The organism is Herbaspirillum sp. LeCh32-8, assembly GCF_017814915.1.
GTDB lineage: Bacteria > Pseudomonadota > Gammaproteobacteria > Burkholderiales > Burkholderiaceae_D > Herbaspirillum.
In genome coordinates this window covers 43,453-63,683 of record NZ_JAGIPZ010000005.1, presented here as the reverse complement: position 1 = coordinate 63,683, position 20,231 = coordinate 43,453, and the positions used below count along the sequence as shown (strand labels likewise).

At 65.3% G+C, this 20,231-nt stretch carries 15 protein-coding genes; 7 read left to right on the top strand and 8 right to left on the bottom strand.

The window, feature by feature from the left end:
- Positions 1-5: 5 nt before the first annotated feature.
- The 5 genes from J8I26_RS11105 to gabT form a co-directional block, all read right to left on the bottom strand.
- Positions 6-839 (bottom strand): ABC transporter permease, encoded by an 834-nt coding sequence (locus J8I26_RS11105; RefSeq protein WP_209607117.1) that lies wholly within the window; start codon positions 837-839, stop codon positions 6-8.
- Between the two features lie 37 nt (positions 840-876).
- Positions 877-2,160: an ABC transporter permease gene (locus J8I26_RS11100; RefSeq protein ID WP_209607115.1), complete on the bottom strand. Its 1,284-nt coding sequence runs from the start codon at positions 2,158-2,160 to the stop codon at positions 877-879.
- A 148-nt stretch (positions 2,161-2,308) separates the two neighbouring features.
- Positions 2,309-3,355 carry an ABC transporter substrate-binding protein gene (locus J8I26_RS11095; RefSeq protein WP_209607112.1) on the bottom strand — a complete coding sequence of 349 codons (1,047 nt, stop codon included), beginning with the start codon at positions 3,353-3,355 and terminating at the stop codon, positions 2,309-2,311.
- Positions 3,356-3,473: 118 nt separating this feature from the next.
- Positions 3,474-4,598: an ABC transporter ATP-binding protein gene (locus J8I26_RS11090; RefSeq protein ID WP_209607110.1), complete on the bottom strand. Its 1,125-nt coding sequence runs from the start codon at positions 4,596-4,598 to the stop codon at positions 3,474-3,476.
- Between the two features lie 55 nt (positions 4,599-4,653).
- Positions 4,654-5,922: a 4-aminobutyrate--2-oxoglutarate transaminase gene (gene gabT, locus J8I26_RS11085; RefSeq protein WP_209607376.1), complete on the bottom strand. Its 1,269-nt coding sequence runs from the start codon at positions 5,920-5,922 to the stop codon at positions 4,654-4,656.
- A gap of 132 nt (positions 5,923-6,054) precedes the next feature.
- On the opposite strand from gabT, the gene J8I26_RS11080 reads away from it, so the two are divergent.
- Positions 6,055-7,629, top strand: a complete 1,575-nt coding sequence (locus tag J8I26_RS11080) for a PLP-dependent aminotransferase family protein (RefSeq protein ID WP_209607109.1) — start codon at positions 6,055-6,057, stop codon at positions 7,627-7,629.
- Here J8I26_RS11080 and J8I26_RS11075 read toward each other — a convergent pair.
- On the bottom strand, positions 7,607-8,539 hold the full coding sequence (locus tag J8I26_RS11075; protein ID WP_209607107.1) for a LysR family transcriptional regulator: 933 nt from the start codon (positions 8,537-8,539) through the stop codon (positions 7,607-7,609). The two genes, J8I26_RS11080 and J8I26_RS11075, sit on opposite strands and share 23 nt — an antisense overlap.
- 142 nt (positions 8,540-8,681) lie before the next feature.
- Here J8I26_RS11075 and J8I26_RS11070 point away from each other — a divergent pair, with 142 nt between their 5' ends.
- Together J8I26_RS11070 and J8I26_RS11065 are read left to right on the top strand one after the other, a co-directional pair.
- A complete protein-coding gene (locus J8I26_RS11070) occupies positions 8,682-9,689 on the top strand; it encodes a zinc-binding alcohol dehydrogenase family protein (RefSeq protein ID WP_209607105.1) in 1,008 nt (335 codons plus the stop codon).
- 133 nt (positions 9,690-9,822) lie between these two features.
- Positions 9,823-11,145 (top strand): hemolysin family protein, encoded by a 1,323-nt coding sequence (locus J8I26_RS11065; protein ID WP_209607103.1) that lies wholly within the window; start codon positions 9,823-9,825, stop codon positions 11,143-11,145.
- Positions 11,146-11,698: 553 nt separating this feature from the next.
- On the opposite strand, the gene ggt is transcribed toward J8I26_RS11065, so the two are convergent.
- Positions 11,699-13,462: a gamma-glutamyltransferase gene (gene ggt, locus J8I26_RS11060; protein ID WP_209607101.1), complete on the bottom strand. Its 1,764-nt coding sequence runs from the start codon at positions 13,460-13,462 to the stop codon at positions 11,699-11,701.
- A 301-nt stretch (positions 13,463-13,763) separates the two neighbouring features.
- Positions 13,764-14,816: a LacI family DNA-binding transcriptional regulator gene (locus tag J8I26_RS11055; protein WP_209607099.1), complete on the bottom strand. Its 1,053-nt coding sequence runs from the start codon at positions 14,814-14,816 to the stop codon at positions 13,764-13,766.
- A 444-nt stretch (positions 14,817-15,260) separates the two neighbouring features.
- On the opposite strand from J8I26_RS11055, the gene J8I26_RS11050 reads away from it, so the two are divergent.
- Genes J8I26_RS11050 through J8I26_RS11035 form a run of 4 tightly spaced genes read left to right on the top strand, consistent with a single transcriptional unit; the run spans position 15,261 to position 20,140 of the window.
- Positions 15,261-16,613: a GntP family permease gene (locus J8I26_RS11050; protein ID WP_209607097.1), complete on the top strand. Its 1,353-nt coding sequence runs from the start codon at positions 15,261-15,263 to the stop codon at positions 16,611-16,613.
- Positions 16,614-16,667: 54 nt separating this feature from the next.
- Positions 16,668-18,221 (top strand): gluconokinase, encoded by a 1,554-nt coding sequence (gntK, locus tag J8I26_RS11045; RefSeq protein ID WP_209607095.1) that lies wholly within the window; start codon positions 16,668-16,670, stop codon positions 18,219-18,221.
- A 28-nt stretch (positions 18,222-18,249) separates the two neighbouring features.
- Positions 18,250-19,044 (top strand): SDR family NAD(P)-dependent oxidoreductase, encoded by a 795-nt coding sequence (locus J8I26_RS11040; protein WP_209607093.1) that lies wholly within the window; start codon positions 18,250-18,252, stop codon positions 19,042-19,044.
- A 58-nt stretch (positions 19,045-19,102) separates the two neighbouring features.
- The gene (locus tag J8I26_RS11035; RefSeq protein WP_209607091.1) at positions 19,103-20,140 is read left to right on the top strand and encodes an L-idonate 5-dehydrogenase; all 1,038 of its coding nucleotides are present in this window, start codon (positions 19,103-19,105) and stop codon (positions 20,138-20,140) included.
- Positions 20,141-20,231: the final 91 nt, after the last annotated feature.

Here is a 20,231-nt window from a genome sequence, read left to right as displayed (position 1 = left end):
GCGCGTCAGATGCGCGCGGCCGCCTTATTGCGCCCGCGCAGCCATTCCAGGGCCAGCAGCAGGCAGGTCGAGAAGATGATGAGGATGGTGGCCAGCGCGGCGATGGTCGGGCTGATGTTGTCCTTGATGCCGGCGAACATCTGGCGCGGCAGCGTGGCCTGATTGGGGCCGGCCACGAAGAGCGTCAGCACCACTTCGTCAAACGAGGTCGCGAAGGCGAACAGCGCGCCCGAGATCAGGCCCGGCGCAATCACCGGCAGCGTGATGCGCCAGAAGGTGCGCAGCGGCCCGGCGCCCAGGCTCAGGCTGGCGCGCACCAGGTTGTGATTGAACCCCTGCAGCGTGGCCAGCACGGTGGTGACCACGAACGGCGCGCCCAGCGCTGCATGCGCCAGGATCAGGCCGAGGTAGCTGTCGGCCAGGCCGATGCGGGCGAAGAACATGTATACGCCCACGCCGACCACCACTACCGGCACGATCATGGGCGAGATCAGGATCGCCATCAGCACGCCCTTGCCGCGGAAGTCGGCCTTGTTCAGGCCGACGGCGGCCAGTGTGCCCAGCACGGTGGCGATGACGGTGGCCGCGGGCGCGACGATGAAGCTGTTCTGTGCGGCGCGGATCCAGTCGTCGGAGGCGAACAGGTTCTGGTACCAGCGCAGCGACCAGCCCTTGATCGGATACATCAGGAAGCTGCTGTCGGAGAACGACAACGGGATCATCACCAGGATCGGCAGTACCAGGAACAGCAGCACCAGCAGGCTGAAGCTGCGGTGTGCGAAGAACCATACGCGTTCGGCCAGCGATACGTAGGGCGGGAAGAGGGGCGGCTTTTTCATGTCGGTCTCCGGAATCGGGTGGATGCGGTGATGCGCGTCAGCCGATGCCGACGTCGATCCTGGCAAAACGGCGGTACACGGTGTACAGCGCCAGGGTGCCGGTCAGCAGCAGCGCGCCCAGCGCACAGGCCATGCCCCAGTTGATGGTGGTGTTGATGAAATAGGCGATGAAGTAGCTCACCATCTGCTCATTCGGCCCGCCCAGCAGCGCCGGCGTGATGTAGTAGCCGCCGGCCATGATGAACACCAGCAGCACGCCGGCGCCGACGCCCGGGTAGGTCTGCGGCACGTACACGCGCCAGAAGGCGGCGAAGGGATGGCTGCCCAGCGAGACGGCGGCCTTGAGGTAAGTGGGCGGCACCGATTTCATCACGCTGTACAGTGGCAGGATCATGAACGGCAGCAGGATGTGCGTCATCGAGACGTATACGCCGACGCGGTTGAAGACCATTTCCAGCGGCGTGTGGACGAGGCCGCTCAGCATCAGCGCCTTGTTCACCAGACCCTCGGATTGCAGCAGCACGATCCAGGCCGCCACGCGCACCAGGATCGAGGTCCAGAACGGAATCAGCACCAGGATCATCAGCAGGTTGGCGCGACGCTCGCTCATGGTGGAAAGCCAATAGGCCAGCGGATAGGCCAGCAGCAGCGTGATCAGGGTCACCACCGCGCTCATCCACAAGGTGCGGGCGAAGATGGTGCGGTAGATCGAGGCCTCGGGCGCGGCCTGGACGATATGGCCGTCGGGATTCTGACGCAGGTCCATCGAGGCCAGCAGATAGTAGGGCGAATACGGCGAACCGTTTTGCGCGATCACGCGCCAGATCTCGGGCTGGCCCCATTGCGGGTTGATGGCGATCAGCGCATCTCTGGCGGCGGGCGCGGGCAGCGGCTTGCCGTTGGCATCGCGCAGCGGCATGGCGCGGGTGGTGCCCATGATCAGCGAGCGCGAGCCGGAAATCTCGACGTTGATGCGGCGCGCCAGCGGGCCGGCGGTGGTGTCTTCCTTGGCGCGCGCCAGGTCTTCGGCCAGTTCGGCGTAGGCCTGGTCGGGCGGCAGCGTCTGGCGATCCCATTTACCCAGCGCGGCCACAGTGCGCGGCAGGGTGGTGGCGACTTCCGGATTTTCCACCGCGCGCTGCAGCAAGGCGACGATGGGCGCGACGAAGGTCAGCAGCAGGAAAATCGCCAGCGGCGCGATCAGCGCCAGGGCGCCCAGCCGCTTGCGGGTCTGCGCGGCGCGCAGGTCGCGCTTGAGTTGCTGGGGCGTCGGTTCGGCCAGTGGCATGGCTGCGGCGGAGCTGGTGGCGATGGTGTTCATGTGTCGGTGTTCCCGGTGCGGCGGGTTGCAGCTGATGTGCGGCTGTGGTGCGGCATGGTGGGCGGCAGCGCCTGCTGCGCCGCCTGCATCAACGGCCCGCCGTCAGTGGCGGGCCGTCGTGTAGTTGCAGGCGAGGGCGCGGGCGTTCTTACTTCGCGACCCAGGCGGCGAAGCGTTGTTCCAGTTCCTCGCCATGGTCGGTCCAGAACTGCAGGCTCAGCTGCACCGAATCCTTGGCGTTGGCGGCCGAGGTCGGCAGGTTGGCCAGGGTCTTGGCGTCCAGCAGCTTCAATGCGGCCTTGCTGACCGGGCCGTAGGCGATGTGGTTGGCGTAGGTCTTCTGGTTTTCCGGCTGGCTGGCGAAGGCGATGAATTTCTCACCCAGCGCCTTGTTCGGCGAGCCCTTCGGAATCACCCAGTAATCCAGCGTATAGACGCTGCCGGCCCACACCACCTTGAGGTTCTTGCCCTCGCGCTGGGCGGCATCGATACGGCCGTTGAAGGCATTGGCCATCACCACGTCGCCAGAGGCCAGGAACTGCGCCGGCAGTGCGCCTGCATCCCACCACTGGATGTTCGGCTTGAGCTGGTCCAGCTTCTTGAAGGCGCGCTCCACGCCTTCCTTGGTGGCCAGCACCTTGTAGACGTCCTTGGTCGGTACGCCGTCGGCCATCAGCGCAAACTCCAGGTTGAACTGCGCGCTCTTCTTCATGCCGCGCTTGCCGGGGTACTTCTTGGTGTCCCAGAAATCGGCCCAGCCGGTCGGCGCGGTCTTGAGCTTGTCGGCGTTGTAGGCCAGCACGGTGGACCAGACGAAGGCGCCCATGCCGCATTCGCTCACCGTCGCTTCGGGGATGTAGTCGTCCTTCTTGATGCTCTTGGCCAGGTCGAGCTTCTCGATCAGGCCGTCGTCACAGGCGCGGTTGAGGTCGCCGCCGTCGATTTCGACCACGTCCCAGCTGACCTTCTTGGTTTCCACCATGGCTTTGACCTTGGCCAGCTCGCCGTTGAATTCGGCGCTGACCACCTTGTTGCCGGTGCTCTTCTGGAACGGCTCGACGTAAGCGACCTTTTGCGCATTGGCGTTGGCGCCGCCGAAGTTGACCACGGTCAGTTCGGCCGCGGCCGCAGCGCCGGCGGAAAACAGCATGCCCAGGGCGAGCGGGGAGAGCAGGGCGATAGATAGGCGTTTCATGTGTTCCTCGTTGGTTATCTTGCAGATCGTTACTTTGTACTTGTAATGTGTTGCGATGCTTGACTGCGTTGGAACTGCCGGCAATCTTGGGTTGCCTTGATGGGAGATAGAGCGCGCTTCAGAGGAAGCAGCGCAGGTACTGCGGCGCCACGTGCAGACCGACTTCGCTGCCTTCGGCCAAGCCGGCCAGCGCCGGATCCGATAGCGACAGCTTGACGAAGCAGTCATCCTGGCCGGCTACCGCGCAGCGCACGCGCACGTGGTCGCCGAAGTAGATCAGGCCGGCGATGCGCGCCCGCAGGTGCTGGGCGTCGCCGCTTGTTGCCAGCTGAATGCGCTCGGGTCGGGCGCAGGCGGTGACGCTTTGGCCTGCATGCGCGCGGTGCACGTTGATGCCGTTCAAGCGCGTGCCGTCGGCCAGGCGCACGCTGCAGTGCTCGCCCTGGACGCTGTCGACGCTGCCCTTGAAGCGGTTGTTGTCGCCGATGAAGTTGGCGACGAATTCGTTCTCCGGGTATTCGTACAGGTCGGTCACCGGCGCCAGTTGCTGGATGACGCCCTGGTCGAACACGGCCACGCGGTCGGACATGGTGAGCGCCTCGCTCTGGTCGTGGGTGACGTAGACGAAGGTCACGCCGAGCCGCCTGTGCAGCGCCTTCAGTTCCAGCTGCATGTGCTCGCGCAACTGCTTGTCAAGCGCGCCCAGCGGTTCGTCCATGAGCACCAGCTGCGGATCGAACACCAGCGTGCGGGCCAGCGCCACGCGCTGCTGCTGGCCGCCGGAGAGCTGGGTCGGATAGCGGTCGCCGAACTTGCCCATCTGCACCATGTCCAGCGCCTGCTTCACCTTGGCTTCGCGCGCGGCGCGATCCATCTTTCGCACCGACAGCGGATAGGCCACGTTCTGGGCGATGGTCATGTGGGGGAACAGTGCGTAGTTCTGGAACACCATGCCGATGTTGCGCTTGTGCGGCGGCACCCGATTGAGCAACTGGCCGTCCAGGCGGATCTCGCCGCCGGTGGGAAATTCGAAGCCGGCCAGCATCATCAGGCAGGTGGTCTTGCCGGAGCCGGAGGGCCCGAGCAGGGTCAGGAATTCGCCGCGGCGGATGTCCAGGTCGAGGTTCTTGACGATCAGCGTTTCGCCATCGTAGGTCTTCTTCACGCCGCAGAATTGCACCAGCGTGTCGGACGTCGCCGTGCGCGCCGGCGCGTCCTCTTTCCTCAAAGCGTTAGCCGCCATGTTGGTCTCCGTTCATGTGTCTGTCCTTGGCGCTGATGCAAAAGTCGGGCCAACGTCAGGCCAGCCGCATGGCGGCCGACAAGATGCCCAGCGCTTCATCCATCACGGTATCGGGAATGGTCAGCGGGAACAAGAAGCGGATGACGTTGCCGTAGCTGCCGCAAGTCAGCAGCAGCAGTCCCTTGCTCAGTGCATGCTGCTGGACCTTCTTGGCGTACTCGGCATCCGGCTTGCCGGTGGCGGGGTCGGCGAATTCCACGGCCACCATGGCGCCCAGGCCGCGCACCTCGGCGATCTGCGGCACGGCCGAACGCAGCTCGTTGAGTTGCGCCTTGAGCTTGTCGCCCAGGCGGGCGCCGCGCGCCACCAGGTTTTCCTCGACCATCACTTCCAGCACCGCCAGCGCCGAGGCCACCGCCAGCGGGTTGCCGGCATAGGTGCCGCCCAGACCGCCGGGGGCCGGCGCGTCCATCACCTCGGCGCGGCCGCAGACGGCCGACAGCGGCATGCCGCCGGCCAGGCTCTTGGCCATGGTGACCAGGTCGGGCAGCACGTCGTAATGTTCCATGGCGAACAGCTTGCCGGTGCGGCCGAAGCCGGTCTGCACTTCATCGGCGATCAGCAGGATGCCGTGTTCGTCGCACAGCGCGCGCAGGCCGCGCATGAATTCTGCCGGCGCGGCATAGAAGCCGCCTTCGCCTTGCACCGGCTCCAGGATGATGGCGGCCACGCGCTTGGGCTCGACGTCGCTCTTGAACAAGGCTTTGACCGCGTCGAGCGCGTCTTCGCTGCTGACATCGTGCAGCGCGCTGGGGTAGGGCGCGTGGAACACTTCGCCGGGGAAGGGGCCGAAGCCCAGCTTGTAGGGAGCGACCTTGCCGGTCAGCGCCATGCCCATCATCGTGCGGCCGTGGAAGCCGCCGGAGAACGCGATGATGGCCGGGCGGCCGGTATGGGCGCGGGCGATCTTGACGGCGTTTTCCACCGCTTCGGCGCCGGTGGAGAAGAACGCGGTCTTCTTGGCGTAGTCGCCCGGGGTGACCGCGTTGATACGCTCGGCCAGGTCCACATAGCTGGCGTAGGGCACGATCTGGTAGGCGGTGTGGGTGAACTTTTCCATCTGCGCGCGCATGGCGTCGAGCAGCTTGGGATGACGGTGACCGGTGTTGAGCACGGCGATGCCGGCGGCGAAGTCGATGAAGCGGCGGCCCTCGACGTCCCACAGCTCCGAATTGGACGCGCGCTCGGCGTAGAAGTCGCACATCACGCCCACGCCGCGCGGGGTGGCGGCGTTCTTGCGCTGCTGCAGTTGCTCGTTGCTGATGGCCTTGCTGTTCATTGCTTGCTCCGGTGAAAGGGCGCCTGCGCGGCGCATGAAATTCGTGATCCGGCGCCAATACTAAAACTGCAATGGACCTGTAATATAGAGCCAATCTTGGATATTTGATGGTGCCAATTGAAACTTGCTTCGCTTTCTGATTATCTGCTGCTGCGCATCGAACGTAGCCCGTTAAAAGTCGCCGCAGGCAAGGCCGGCAAGCCGGCCGCGGCTGGAAGCGCCGCAGCGAAAAGCGCAGAAAAGGCAGCCGCGCGCGGCCCTCGCGTGCCGGTCAATCGGCAGATTTACCAGTTGATTCGCGAAGCCATCCTGGCGCACACGCTACCGGCCGGTTTGCAGTTGCCGTCCTCGCGCGACCTGGCGGCCGAACTGGGCATGTCGCGCAATACCGTGACCTATGCGTACGAGCAGTTGCTGGCCGAGGGCTATCTGGAAAGCCGCACCGGCGCCGGCACCTTCGTGGCCGATACAGCGCCGGACCAGATCCCCGATGCAGTCGAGCGCAGCGAGCCGCTGACCGATCCTTCCGGCAAGTCCGAACTGTCGGCGCGCGGCGCCGCGCTCACGCGCCAGGCCGGCGTCGGCGAGCGGCAGTGGGGCGCCTTCATGCCGGGCGTGCCGGATGTGACTTGCGTGCCGCACAAGGTGTGGAGCCGACTGCAGAACAAGCATTGGCGACGCTCCAATTCCGATTTGCTGACCTATGGCCCCGGCGCCGGCTACGCGCCGCTGCGCGAGGCGGTGGCGGAGTATCTGCGGGTGGCGCGCTCGGTCAACTGCAATGCGTCGCAGGTACTGATCACCACCGGCATTCATCAATCGCTCGACATCGTGGTCAAGCTGCTGGGCGAGCACGGCGATGCGGCCTGGGTCGAGGATCCCTGCTACTGGGGCACGCGCAGCGTGCTCAATTCATTGGGCATCCAGTCGGTGCCGATCGCGGTCGACCAGGAGGGCATGCGCATGCGCCTGGCCAACCTGCGGCGACCGCCGCGCTTCATCTGCACCACGCCGTCGCACCAGTATCCGCTGGGCATGGTGATGAGCCTGTCGCGCCGGCGCATGCTGCTGGAGTATGCGGCCGCGCACAAGGTGTGGATCATCGAGGACGACTACGACAGCGAATTCCGCTACGGCGGCCGGCCGCTGGCTTCGCTGCAGGGTATGGACACGCACGACCGCGTGCTCTACATGGGCACTTTCAGCAAGATCATGTTCCCGGGCCTGCGCATCGGCTTTCTGGTGGTGCCGGAGTCGCTGGCCCAAGCCTTCTCCACCGGCATCGCCGAGCTGTATCGCAATGGCCAGGTGTTCTTGCAGGCCACGCTGGCCGACTTCATGGCCGAGGGGCATTTCGCTTCGCACATCCGCAAGATGCGCGTGCTGTATGCCGAGCGGCTGCAGTTGCTGCAGCAGTCCATCGATCGCCACTTCGGCGGGAAGATGACGATCACCGGCGGCGAAGCCGGTTTGCATCTGGTATTGGGATTACCGCCGGAGTGCGACGACGTGCTGATCTGCGAGCAGGCCCTGCAGGCCGGCATCATCGTGCGGCCGCTGTCGCGCTACTACATGCATGCGCGCGGCGCGCGGCGCGGGCTGCTGCTGGGTTACGCCAGCGTGCCCAACGACGAGATCGCACGCGCCTTCGACAAGCTGGCGGCGGTGATCAAGCGCAACCTGCCAGGCTGAGCTCGCGCTCCAGGTCTTCGTGCAGTGCCGCGCAGCGTGCCGCCAACAGCGCCTGCAGCTGGCGCACCGCGGGTGAGAACTGGCGTCGGTGCGGGCATACCATGTGCAGGGGCGCGGCCTGGCCGCGCAGCTGCGGCAGGATGATGCAGAGCCGGCGCGCGCGCACGTCGGCGCCCACGTCCAGCCATGATTTGTAAGCGATGCCTTCGCCCGCCATGGCCCAGCGCCGCACCACGTCGCCGTCGTCGGTGACCAGCGGGCCGCTCACCTGCATCGTTTGCCCGCCGTCGCCGGGGAAGATCCATTTGTCGTAGACCCGTCCCTGCAATTGATAGAGCAGGCAGTCGCGCCGTTTCAGTTCTTCCGGCGTGTGCGGCGCGCCGTGGCGCTGCAGGTAGTCGGGCGAGGCCACCAGCACGCGGCGGTTGTCCGGCGCCAGCGGCAGGGCGACGAAGCTGGCGTCGTCCATGCGGCCGTAGCGGATGGCGATGTCGACCGGGTCGCGGAAGACGTCGGTGACCTGGTCCGATACCAGCAGGCGCAGGTCCAGCCGCGGGTTGGCGCGGCGGAATTCGGACAGCCACGGCAGCAGCACGTTGCGCCCGAGGTCGGAGGGGGCCGCCACCTGCAGCGTGCCGGACAGCTCGGCGTCGCCGCCGCGCAGGCCTTCGTGGCCCTCGCGCAGGGTCTGCAGCGCCTCCTGGGCGTAGGGCAGGTAGCGCTCGCCTTCCTCGGTCAGGCGCAGGCTGCGGGTAGAGCGGGCGAACAGGCGGATGTCCAGTTCGCGCTCCAGCCGCTGGATCGCCGCGCTGACCTGGCCGGGCAGCAGGTCGGCCTCGCGCGCGGCTTGGGAAAAGCTGCCGAGGGCGGCCGAGCGGAGGAAAAGCTGGAGGTCTTCAAGGCGGAGCATTTTCACACCTGGAGTGAAAGTCTTGATCGGAAAGACGGGTGGTTACGTCGTCTTCGCTTGCTTAATATGGCTTCCAAGGGGCGCGGCGGCATCTTCCGCAGCGCCAGTCCAGCTCAACTTTACCTCTGGAAAAGGAAATCACATGAAAGCGATAGTCTACACGCAGCACGGTTTGCCCAGCACCGACCCCGCCTCCCTGGTCGAGATCGACTTGCCCGTACCCACGCCCGGCCCGCGCGATCTGCTGGTCGAGGTCAGGGCGGTGTCGGTCAATCCGGTCGACACCAAGGTGCGCAACGGCGCGCCGGTGACGGAGCCGCGCGTGCTGGGCTGGGATGCTTCCGGCGTGGTGAAGGCGGTGGGTGCCGAGGTGACGCTGTTCAAGGCCGGCGATGAAGTGTTCTACGCCGGCGCGATCAACCGCCCCGGCTCCAACAGCGAGCTGCAGCTGGTCGACGAGCGCATCGTCGGCGCCAAGCCTCAACGCCTGGGTCATGCCGATGCAGCCGCCATCCCGCTGACTGCGATCACCGCCTGGGAGCTGCTGTTCGACCGCGTGGGCGTGCCCGAGAACGGCGGCGAGGGCAAGAGCCTGCTGATCATCGGCGCGGCCGGCGGCGTCGGCTCCATCCTGACCCAGCTGGCGCGCAAGCTGACCCGCCTGACCGTGATCGGCACCGCCTCGCGCAAGGAGACCGCGCAGTGGGTCAGCGAGCTGGGCGCGCATCACGTGGTGGACCATAGCCAGCCGCTGGCGGAGCAATTGCAAAAGATCGGCCTGCCCCAGGTGGATATCGTCATCAGCCTGACCCATACCGACCAGCACTACGCCCAGATCGTCGAGGCGCTGGCGCCGCAGGGCCAGCTGGCGCTGATCGACGACCCGGCCACCCTGGATGCGGTGGCGCTGAAGCGCAAGAGCATCTCGCTGCACTGGGAGCTAATGTTTACCCGTTCGCTGTTCCAGACCGCCGACATGATCCGCCAGCACGAGCTGCTGCAGCGCGTATCGGCGCTGGTGGACCAGGGCGTGCTGCGCACCACCACAGGCGAGAATTTCGGTCGCATCAACGCGGAAAACCTGCGCCGCGCGCATGCGCTGATCGAGACCCATCGCGCCCGCGGCAAGGTGGTGCTGGAAGGTTTCTGAGGCGGATGAGGGGCAGGTCGGATGTTGTTTGTATTGCAATGAATCCGGTCGCGGGCCCGGCGCATGGTAAATTACCGAGTCCGGACCGGTGGATTGTGTCCGGGCCCCTCGACAACCCCTATAGGAACCCTAGTTGGAAAACATATTACTGATCGTCGCGGCCTTCTTCCTGGTCGCGTTGAACGGTTTTTTCGTTGCAGCAGAATTCAGCCTGGTCAAACTGCGTCAAACGCGTATCCGGGCCATCGCAAAAACACAAGGCGTACGCGGCCGCATCCTGGCCGTGGTCCACAATCAGCTGGACGCCTATCTCTCCGCTTGCCAATTGGGCATCACGCTGGCCTCGCTGGGCCTGGGCTGGATCGGTGAGCCTGCCTTCGCGCGCGTGCTCGAGCCCCTGTTCTCGTTGCTGGGCGTGACCAACCAGGAGCTGATCCACGGCGTGTCGTTCGTGTTCGCCTTCTTCGTCATCTCCTTCCTGCACATTGTGGCCGGTGAGCTGGCGCCGAAGTCGATGGCTATCCGCAGCCCGGAAAAGCTGGGCCTGTGGTGCGCGATGCCGCTGTATGGCTTCTACTGGATGATGTATCCGCTGATCTGGGTGCTCAACGCCAGCTCCAACTGGCTGCTGCGCGTGGCCGGCCTGGGCAATTCGCACGGCCATGACGCGCACTATTCTTCCGACGAACTCAAGCTGATCCTGCGCGCCGGCAACACCGGCGCCAAGAACGGCAAGTTCACCCGCGACGAATGGAACGTGCTGACCCAGAGCCTGAACTTCGCCGAGATGGACGTGGCCGACATCATGCGCCCGTCCAGCGAAATCGTGGCCCTGGGCGACGACAAGACTCTGGCCGAAAACCTCGAGATCGTCTACCGCAACCGCTTTTCGCGCTATCCCTACTTCGACGCCGAGCGCCAGCAGGTGCTGGGCCTGGTGCACCTGAAGGACGTGTTCCTGGCGCAGCAGGACGGTCGCGCCATCGCCGACCTGAAGGCTTACCTGCGTCCGGTGCAGTTCATCTCGCCGTCCCTGCCGGCGCTGGACCTGCTGCGCCGCTTCCGTACCGGCTCGCCGCACTTCGCGCTGATCGGCAAAAAGGGCCAGCCGCCGGATGGCTTCATCACACTGGACAACATGCTGAGCCTGCTGGTGGGCGAGATCCGCGACGAGTTCCGCCACAACACCGGCGAATGGACCCGCCAGGACGACGGCACCTTGCTGGGCAAGGGCAGCCTGCCCATCGTCACGCTGGAGAACATGCTGGGCATCGACATCGAGTACGACGACAGCATCGACTCGGTGGGCGGCCTGGTGATGGAAAAGCTGGGCGATCTGCCCAAGGAGGGCCAGAAGATCGAGTTCGCGGCCTTCGATGTGGTGATCAAGCGCATGTCCGGCCCGAAGATCGTGCTGGTGAAGATCTACCCGAAGCAGCAGGAAGCGCAGGAGTAAGCCCCGGCGCGTTGCCGGCCGGAGGCAATCGTCGCCGGTGACGCCCACCGAACGACGCTGGGTCCTGACCTTCGTCAGGACGACAATCAGGTGGATACTCGAACCGCTTACGGTTCACGCTACTCCGCCCTGTCGTCCCGGCGCGGGCCGGGATCCAGCGTCGTTTTTGCAGCCTGCAGACGCCGGCTATGCGCAACCAACGCCGCTGGGTTCCTGCTTTCGCAGGGACGACACGTAGGTGGATGCTACTCAATACAGTAGTTGCCACCACCACCGTCGCTCCTGAGAAAGCGGGAGCCCAGTGTCGTTGGTCGCATACTACAGACGCCGGCGAGGCATAACCAACGCCGCTGAGTCCCTGATTTCGTAGGGACGACACGTAGGTGGATGCTACTCAATACAGTAGTTGCCACCACCACCGTCGCTCCTGCGAAAGCAGGAGCCCAGCGTCGTTGACCGCCATCCGCGCAAAACAAAATGCCGCGACGTGAAGAACGTCGCGGCATTTTGTTTTTCCGGCGGACGACGCCGCCGGGCACATCAGGAGAGGCGATCAGAAGCCGATCGTGCGGCCGTCCGGATTGCGCGGGTCGGAGAAGCCGTAGAAGCCGTCCTGCTTGATCTGGATGGTCTGGGTGCGGCCCATCGAGGGCTGGACGCTGACCTTCTGGCCCTTGTCCTGCAGGATCTTGATGGTGTCGGCCGACAGGCCCTTTTCCACGCGCAGCTGGTCCGGCGCCCACTGGTGGTGGATGCGCGGGGTGATGGTGGCTTCGGCCACGTTCATGTCGTGGTCGATCACGTTCAGGATTTCCTGCAGCGTGGTGGTGATGATGCGGCTGCCGCCCGGGCTGCCGGTGACCAGGAAGGGCTTGCCGTCCTTGAGCACGAAGGTGGGCGACATCGACGACAGCGGACGCTTGTACGGGCCGACCGCGTTGGCGTCGCCGCCGACCAGGCCGAAGGCGTTGGGCACGCCCGGCTTGGCGGCGAAGTCATCCATCTCGTTGTTCAGGGTGATGCCGGTACCGGTGGCCACGATGCCGCTGCCGAAGTTCAGGTTCAGCGTGTAGGTGGTGGCGACCAGGTTGCCGTCGCGGTCGGCGACCGAGAAGTGGGTGGTCTGGTCGCTTTCATACGGCTGCGGCTGGCCCGGCTTGATCTCGGAGGACGGGGTGGCGCGGTCCGGGTTGATCTTCTTGGCCAGTTCGTCGGCATAGGCGCGCGAGGTCAGGCCCTTGACCGGCACCTTGGTGAAGTCCGGGTCGCCCAGGTATTCGGAGCGGTCGGCGTAGGCCAGCTTCATGGTCTCGGCCATCAGGTGGATGGTCTGCGCGCTGTCGGCGCCGTATTGTTTCAGCGGATAGCGTTCCAGGATGTTCATCATCTGGATGATGTGCACGCCGCCCGAGCTCGGCGGCGGCATCGACATCACTTCATAGCCGCGATAGTTGCCGGTCACCGGCACACGCTCGACCACCTTGTAGTTCTTCAGGTCGTCGGCGGTGATGAGGCCGCCGTGCTTGTCCATCTCGGCCACGATCTTCTTGGCGATGGCGCCGTCATAGAAGGCCTTGGGGCCTTGCTTGGCGATCAGGCGCATCGACTTGGCCAGGTCTTTCTGCACCAGCATTTCGCCGGTCTGCAGCGGGCGGCCGTCCTTGAAGAAGATCGCCTTGGAGGAGTCCCACTGGCCCAGGTGCTCGCGCTCTGCGGCCAGGATCAGCGCCAGGCTGGGGCTGACCTGATAACCCTTTTCGGCCAGCTCGATGGCCGGCTGCATCACCTGCGACAGCTTCATCGTGCCGTACTTGGACAGCGCGTGCGTCAGGCCGGCGACGGTGCCGGGCACGCCGACTGCCAGGTGGGTATAGAGCGAACGGCCGGGCACCACATTGCCCTTGTCGTCCAGATACATGTTGCGGGTGGCGCGCTGCGGCGCCATCTCGCGGAAGTCCAGGGCCACGTTCTTGCCGGTCTTGGCGTCGTGGATCATCATGAAACCGCCGCCGCCGATGTTGCCCGCATTGGGCAGCACCACCGCCAGCGCGAAGCCGACGGCCACGCCGGCGTCGACCGCGTTGCCGCCCTTCTTCAGGATGTCGACGCCGACCTTGGTGGCCAGCTCCTGCTCGGTGGCTACCATGCCGTTCTTGGCAAAGACCGGGCTGATGATGTCGTAGGTGAGGTCATATTTGACGACCGGCGCTGCGGCGGGGGCGGTGGTCTGGGCGGTGGCCGGCATGAACGCCAGCGAGCCGCACAGGGGCAGCAAAGCCAATGCAGCGGGCTTGCAAAGTCCTGTGAACTTTTGCATGTGGATTCTCCTGATTATCTGGACTTGTTGTGGATCGTATTGTTATGCGCGCCGTCATCCGGGCGGGAGCTTGCCCGGTGAAAGCACCTGACGATTGTAGAGTCTGGCTCGCGCCTGTCTATAGGAATCGTCCGACAGGCGATGGATTACTTGATGCGTTTTCGTCCACGCGCGGCGCTTATCGATGAGCTTTCCTGCCGGTCACGGCGGGCGGACGATAGCATTTCCCCTGACGGCGGGGCAGGGCCAGCGGCCATGCTTTTGATGGAGCCAGCGCAACGGTGCGCGGGAGATTGCGGCCTCAGGTGCTTTCGCGCACCGCCAGTTCGAAGCCGAGGTCGAGCCGGCCGCGGGCAACGTCTTCGCCCTTGAGCAGGCGGATCAGCATCTCGGCCGATTTGTAGCCGATGTCGTAGCGCGGCGTCACCACGGTGGTAATGGAGGGCGTGGCGCAGGCCGCCCAGGAGAGATCGTTGAAGCCGGCGATGGCCATGCGGCCCGGCACGCTGATGCCGCGGCGCTGGCATTCGAACAGCGCACCCAGGGCCAGGTCGTCGTTGCAGCAGAACACCGAGTCGCAATCCGGATTGGTTTCCAGCACACGGCGCAGCAGCTGCGCGCCCATGTCGACCGTGGTGGGCATCGGCAGCAGCACTTCGACGGCGGCTTCGATGCCGGCGTCCTGCAGGCCTTTGCGAAAGCCCTCGCGGCGCTTCATCATGCGTGGATCGAGCTGGGCGGCGATGAAGGCCGGGCGCTTGTAGCCGCGCTCGGCCAGGTGGCGCGCCACGGCGTAGCCGGCCTTGGTCTGCGAGAAGCCGACCGAAAAATCTTCGCTGCCGCGCCCCAGGTCGAACATGCGCACGGCGGGGATGGCGCGGCTGGCCGGGCGGCTTTGCAGGATCTCGTGCTGCTCGCTGCTGGAGAGCAGGAAGCCGGCCGGCGCGTGCGCCAGGTAGGTCGAGATCAGTTGTTCTTCCTTCTCGCGCGCATAGCCGGTCTCTCCGATCAGAAACTGGTAGCCGGCCTGGGCCAGGTAGTCGCGAATGCCCGACAGCGTCTCGATGAACACCGCGTTGGTCAGCGACGGCACCAGCACAGCGATCACCTGCGAGCGCGCCGAGGCCAGTGTGGCGGCCGCCTGGTTGGGCACGTAGCCCAGCTTGTCGATGGCGGCGAAGATCTTCTCGCGCGACTGCTCCTGCACCAGCGCCGGCGTCTTCAGCGCGCGCGACACCGTCATCGGGCTGACCCCGGCTTCGGCGGCGACGTCGATGATGGTGACACGGCCGGTGGCGCGGCTGCCTTTCTGGAGGGCGGATGTCTTGGTGGCGGGTGCTGCGCGCTTGCTCATGGGGATCGCTGGTTTCGGATTGGCGACATGATACTCCGCCGGCCCGCGCGCCGCGATGTTCGGGCGTTTCCGATAGTTAATTTTTATTGCATGTTCTATCGCGCCGGAAGCCGGTTTCTGCCGCAGCGCAGCACAACAAGCGGTTGACCCGTGCAAAATGTTAGCGTTATCATCGCGCCCCATGTTAACGCTAACATCCGAACCTCCGGGCACACGGCGGCGGTGCGAGCGAAGGCATACCACACTCAGGAAGCAACGTCGCCCTGCCTGACCACATGGCGGCGTTCACAACAAACACTACGCAGATAGTGCAGACGAACGCGTCGCCCATGAATACGCGACCGCCGGAGACGTTCGCCCCCGCGCCATCACGACGCCGGGGCCGTCGCCGCGCGGTCGCGTGTGCGGGTTGCGCGCCGTCGGCTATCGGCATACGGAGATCCCATGCTGGGCATGAGCCACGAAGCAACATTGCTGTTCAACGCAGTCATCGCCATCCTCGCGCTGATCCTGATGATCACGCGCCTGCGCATCCATCCCTTCATCGCACTGACCATCACGTCCGGTTTCCTCGGCCTGATTTCGGGCATGCCCTTGCCCAAGATCGTCAAGTCCTTCCAGGACGGCTTCGGCGGCGTGCTGGGCTTCGTGGGCATCGTGCTCGGCCTGGGCACCATGCTGGGCAAACTGATGGCCGAGTCCGGCGGCGCCGACCAGATTTCGCAGACGCTGGTGCGCGCCTTCGGCCGCGAGCGCGTGCACTGGGCCATGATGATGGGCGCCTTCCTGGTCGGCATCCCGCTGTTCTTTGAAATCGGCTTCGTGCTGCTGATCCCGCTGGTGTTCATCGTGGCGCGCCGTTCGGGCGTGCCGCTGTTCAAGATCGGCATGCCCATGCTGGCCAGCCTGTCGGTGATGCACGGGCTGGTGCCGCCGCACCCGGGCCCGCTGCTGGCCATCGGCATCTTCGGCGCCGACATCGGCAAGACCATCTTCTACGGCCTGATCGTGGGCCTGCCCACGGTCATCATCGCCGGCCCGATGTTCGGTTCCTTCATTTCCAAGTACGTCGACATCAAGCCCTCCGAAGAACTGATGGCGCAACTGGCGCGCGAGCCGCAGACCAAGAACCTGCCGGGCTTCGCCATCACGCTGATCACCGTGCTCTCGCCGGTGTTCCTGATGCTGTTGAAGACCCTGGTCGATGTCACCCTGCCGGAAGGCCACGCCATGCGCGACCTGATGGACTTCATCGGCAACCCCATCGTGGCCCTGCTGGCGGCGCTGCTGCTGGCGATCTGGACCTTCGGCATCGCCCGCGGCTTCACCCGCCAGCAAGTGTTGAAGTTCGTCGACCAGAGCCTGGCGCCGACCGCGGCCATCGTGCTGATCATCGGCGCCGGCGGCGGCTTCAAGCAGATGCTGGTGAATTCCGGCGTGGGCACCGCCATCGGCCAGCTGGCCGTGCATGCCGAGATTTCGCCGCTACTGCTGGCCTGGTTCGTGGCCGGCGTGATACGCGTGGCGACCGGCTCGGCCACCGTGGCGACCATCACCGGCGCCGGCATCGTGGCGCCGCTGGTGGCCCTGATCCCCGGCACCAACAAGGAACTGCTGGTGCTGGCCACCGGCGCCGGCTCGCTGATCCTGTCGCACGTGAACGATGCGGGTTTCTGGCTGGTCAAGGAATACTTCAACATGAGCGTGGGCGAAACCTTCAAGACCTGGACGCTCATGGAAACCCTGATTTCGGTTGTTGCTATCATCTTCATCATGCTGCTCAACCTGGTCGTGTAACCGCGTTACCGCCCGGCCTTGCGCCGGGCTTTTGTCTTAAAGGAAAGAAATATCATGTCCCAACCTCCCCGCTACATGCTCGGCGTCGATATCGGCACCACCAGCACCAAGACCGTGGTCTTCACGCTCGACGGCAAGGTGGTCGCGCAGCACGCGGAGGAGTACCCGGTGCTGTGCACCGAGCCGGGCATGGCCGAGCAGGATCCGCTGCAGATCTACGAAGCCGCGCTGGGCTCGATTGCCGGCGCGGTGCAGGCGGCCAAGGCGGCGCCGGAGGACATCGCGCTGCTGTCCTTCAGCGCCGCGATGCACAGCGTGATCGCGCTGGACGCCGACAACGGCCTGCTGTCCAACAGCATCACCTGGGGCGACATCCGCGCCTCGGTCTGGGCCGAGCGCATCAAGAATGAATTCGACGGCAACGCCATCTACCGCCGCACCGGCACGCCCATCCATCCGATGTCGCCGCTGTGCAAGCTGATGTGGATGCGCCATGAGAAGCCGGAAGTCTTCAGCAAGGCGGCGCGCTTTGTGGGCATTAAGGAATACGTGCTGTTCCGCCTGTTCGGCCAGTGGGTGGTGGACCACTCGATCGCCTCGGCCACCGGCATGTTCAACCTGCGCGAGCTGGGCTGGGACAAGGACGTGCTGGCATTGCTGAAGGTCGACGCCGCACAGCTGCCCACGCCGGTGCCGACCACTTACCGGCTGCCGGCGCTGCCGGCCGACATGGCGCAGCGCCTGGGTTTGTCCACTGCCACGCCCTTCATCATCGGCGCCAACGACGGCGTATTGTCCAACCTCGGCGTGAACGCCATCGAGACCGGCCACGTGGCGGTGACCATCGGCACCTCCGGCGCCATGCGCACCGTCATCAACGAACCGCTGACCGACCCGCACGGCCGCCTGTTCTGCTACGCACTGACCGAGAAGCACTGGGTGGTCGGCGGCCCGGTCAACAACGGCGGCAACATCTTCCGCTGGGTGCGCGACGAGCTGGCCACGGCCGAAGCCGCGGCCGCGCGCGAGGAGGGCGTCGACCCCTACGAGGCGCTGACGCGCATCGCCGAGAAGGTCACACCCGGCGCCGAGGGTTTGCTGTTCCATCCCTTCTTGGCCGGCGAGCGCGCGCCCTTGTGGAACGCCGACCTGCGCGGTTCCTTCTTTGGCCTGGGGCTGCATCATGGCAAGCATCACATGATCCGCGCCGCGCTGGAGGGCGTGATCTTCAACCTCTACAGCATCCTGCCAGCGCTGGAAGACCTGGTCGGCCCGACCAAGCGCATGATGGCCACCGGCGGCTTTGCCCGCTCGGCGCTGTGGCGCCAGATGATGGCCGACATCTTCAACCGCGAGGTGATGGTGCCCGAGAGCGTGGAATCGTCCTGTCTGGGTGCGGCCGTGCTGGGCGCCTATGCGCTGGGTCTGGTGGATTCGCTGGAGGCGATCTCGGGCATGGTGGGCTCCAATCACCATCACAAGCCCGAGGCCGAGGCAGTCAAGGTGTACGGCCGCCTGCAACCGATCTTCGCGGCCATTCCGGCCAAGCTGGAAACCGAATACCACGCCATCGCCGCGTTCCAGCGCGAGATGGTCAAACCGAAATAAGCAACCACCACCGACAACAGGAGACGAGATGAGTGTGAAAACCACGGCGCTGCCCGCAGGCCTGAAGAAATTTTCCCTGGAGGGCAAGCTGGCCCTGATCACCGGATCGTCCGGCGGCATCGGCCTGGCGCTGGCGCGCGGCATGGCGCAGGCAGGCGCGGCGATCGTGCTCAACGGACGCGACGCCGGCAAGCTGGCCAAGGTGGCGCAGCAGCTGCGCGACGAAGGCCACACCATCCACGAATCCAGCTTCGACGCCACCTCCAACGAGGCGGTCAAGGCCGCGGTGCAACAGATCGAGAGCGACATCGGCGCCATCGATGTGCTGGTCAACAACGCCGGCATCCAGCGCCGCAATCCGCTGGAAGAGTTCAAGGAATCCGACTGGCACGACATCATCAACACCAACCTGAACAGCGTGTTCTATGCCGCCCAGGCGGTGGCGCGCCACATGATTGGCCGCGGTCGCGGCAAGATCATCAACATCTGCTCGGTGCAGAGCGAGCTGGGCCGTCCCGGCATCGCGCCCTACGCGGCGACCAAGGGCGCGGTGAAGATGTTCACCAAGGGCATGGCGATCGACTGGGGCAAGTACGGCATCCAGGTCAACGGCCTGGGCCCCGGCTACTTCAAGACCGAGATGAACATGGCGCTGGTCAACGACGCCAAGTTCACCGACTGGCTGGTGGGCCGCACGCCGTCGCGCCGCTGGGGCGACGTCGAGGACCTGGTCGGCGCCGCGGTGTTCCTCGGCAGCGACGCCTCGCGCTTCGTCAACGGCCACATCCTGTATGTGGACGGCGGCGTCACCGCCACGCTGTAACGCACTGCTGCAACGATAACCATAACAATCACCACCCAGGACATTTCAGGAGATCACCATGCAACAAGGCATCGTCATCCATGCGCCGCACGACCTGCGCATCCAGGAGCTGGACACCGGCGAGCTGCAGCCGCAGCAGCTGAAGGTCAAGGTCAAGGCCGGCGGCATTTGCGGCTCGGACCTGCACTACTACCACCACGGCGGTTTCGGCGTGGTGCGCATCAAGGAGCCGATGGTGCTGGGCCATGAAGTGTCGGGCCAGATCGCCGAAGTCGGTTCGGCCATCACCGACATCAAGGCCGGCACCCGCATCGCGATTTCGCCCAGCCGCCCGTGCGGCGCCTGCAAGTACTGCCAGGAAGGCAAGCAGAACCACTGCCTGGACATGCGCTTTTACGGCAGCGCCATGCGCACCCCGCACGTGCAGGGCGCGTTCCGCCAGGAGATCGTGATCGAACGCGCCCAGGCGCATGTGGTGGCCGACCACGTCAGCGACGGCGAAGCGGCCATGGCCGAGCCGCTGTCGGTGGCGCTGCACGCGGTGCGCCGCGCCGGCCCGCTGGTCGGCAAGCGCGTGCTAGTCACCGGTTGCGGTCCGATCGGCGCGCTGGTGGTGATCGCCGCACGTCGCGCCGGCGCGCTGGAAGTGGTCGCCACCGATGTGGCCAAGATGCCGCTGGAAACCGCGTTGAAGGTCGGCGCCGATAGCGCCATCAACATGGCCGAGACGCCCGATGCGTTGAAGGCCTATGCCGCCGACAAGGGCACTTTCGACGTGCTGTTCGAGGCCAGCGGTAACGAGCGCGCGCTGGTCGGCGCGCTGGAAGCACTGCGCCCGCAAGCCGTCATCGTGCAGGTCGGCCTGGGCGGCGACATCAATTTCCCGGCCAACCTGCTGGTGGGCAAGGAGCTCGACTGGCGCGGCGCCTTCCGCTTCCACGAAGAGTTCGCGATGGCCGTGGAGCTGATGAACAAGAAGCTGGTGGACGTGAAGCCGCTGATCTCGGCGACTTATCCGATCGAGAAGTCGGTGGAGGCGTTCGAGATCGCCGGCGATCGCTCGAAGATGATGAAGGTGCAGATCAGTTTTGCTTGATGCGCGGCTGAGCCTGCAATGAAAAATCCCGGCCTTGAGCCGGGATTTTTTTCGCGGATACGCTGTGAACGACGCTGGGTCGTGACCTTCG